The organism is Streptomyces pseudogriseolus (genome assembly GCA_002154585.1).
GTDB classification, from domain to species: domain Bacteria; phylum Actinomycetota; class Actinomycetes; order Streptomycetales; family Streptomycetaceae; genus Streptomyces; species Streptomyces pseudogriseolus.
This window is the reverse complement of the sequence record MUNG01000556.1, coordinates 1-1,530: the sequence shown is the minus strand read 5'-3', so window position 1 is coordinate 1,530 and position 1,530 is coordinate 1. Positions and strand designations below refer to the sequence as shown.

The 1,530-nt window shown below is 76.6% G+C and carries 1 protein-coding gene and 1 pseudogene; both read left to right on the top strand.

Annotated features, from left to right (window positions below):
• Positions 1-233 (top strand): annotated as a pseudogene (locus CCN29_RS32670) (hypothetical protein); the annotation flags it as partial.
• A 132-nt stretch (positions 234-365) separates the two neighbouring features.
• Positions 366-1,530 (top strand): hypothetical protein (locus CCN29_RS32665; protein ID WP_107481761.1); only part of this gene is annotated, 1,165 nt, incomplete at its 3' end.

Here is a 1,530-nt window from a genome sequence, read left to right as displayed (position 1 = left end):
CGGCGGGCGCGGTGGGGGCGCGGCGGCGGCCGGCGTTCGGGGCGTTCCTGGTGGCGGCGGCCTGCACGGGGTTCCTCAACCAGGCGGGGCACCCGGACATCAACATCTGGGGCGACCGGCTGATCACGCTGGCCTGGCTGCTGCCGGTGCTGGGGGTGCCGCTGCTGCTGGAGCCGGTGCTGCGGCGGGCGGTGGTGCCGGCGCAGGGCGCGTCGGTGGAGCCGGTGGGCTGAACCGGCGCGGGGCGCGCCGGTGGACCCGTGGGCCGACCGGGCGTCACCCGAAGCGGTGACGGCTGGTCAGAGCCGGGCGGCGTCCGGGAACATTGGGCAAATGCCCCGAATGCCCCTTTCCTCTCGCGTCCGATGAGCACCGGCGTCCTCGTCCGGCGCCGCACGGTGGACGGCGCCACGGCGCTGCGCGGCGGCGGGTCCTGGCGCCCGACGCCGTACCAGTGCGCCGGCTTCCTGTTCTTCCTGACGATGACCCTGGCGTTCTGGCGGGTGCCGCTGTGCTGCGACGCCGGGCAGCACGCGGCGGTCGTGGAGCGCCTCAAGGACGACCTGCTGCACCCCCGGCACCCGATGGCGGACCTGCCCGGCGCGGGCAGCCCGTACTACTCGCCGTACGCCGTGGCGCAGGGCGCGTTCGCCCGGTGGACCGGGCTGGGCGGCTGGGAGGTGCTGCGGCTCACCGGGCCGCTGAACCTGCTGGTGCTGGTCACCGGCCTGGGCCGCTTCGTGCGGGTGCTGACCCCGCGCCCCTGGGCGCCGGTGCTGGCGCTCGCCGCGACGGCGCTGCTGTGGGGGGTGGAGCGCGCCTGGTGGAGCGGCTATCTGAACCTGATGTCGATGACGGGCAATCTGCCGTACCCGTCGGCGTTCGCGATCGGGCTCGCCTTCTGGGCGTGGGCGCTGACCGGCGCGCGGGCCCGGGGCACGGGGGCCGTGCGCTACCTGGGTCCGGGCGGCCTGCGCCCGCTGTCCGGGTACGCGGGCCTCGGCCTGCTGTACGGGCTGATCCTGCTGGTGCACCCGATCACCGCGGTCGCGGCGGCGCTGGGCGCGCTGGCGCTGGTCGCCGGGTGGCAGCGGCGGTGGTCGGCGGCGCTGGCCGGGCGGTGGGCGCTGACCGGCGCGGTGGCGCTGCTGACGGCGGCCTGCTGGCCGTACTTCGACGTGTTCGCGCTCGCCGGGGACACGAGCGTGGACGCGATGCACCGGCGGCTGTACCTGGATCTGCCCGGGCAGTTCGGGCTGGCGCTGCTGGGGCTGCCGGCCCTCCTGCTGCGGGCCCGGCGCTCGTGGCGGGACCCTCTGGTGCTGATGTTCGCCCTGGACTGCGCGGTCGTGGCGTACGGCTGGGTGAGCGGCCACTACACCTACGGGCGGGCCCTCGGGCTGACTCTGGTGCCGCTGCAGCTCGCCCTGGCGGTGGAGCTGGCGGCGCCCCGGCCGTGGCCGGTGTGGCGGGGGCTGCTGGGCGGGGCCGCCAGCTCCACCGCCAGGGCGAGCTGCAGCGGCACCAGAG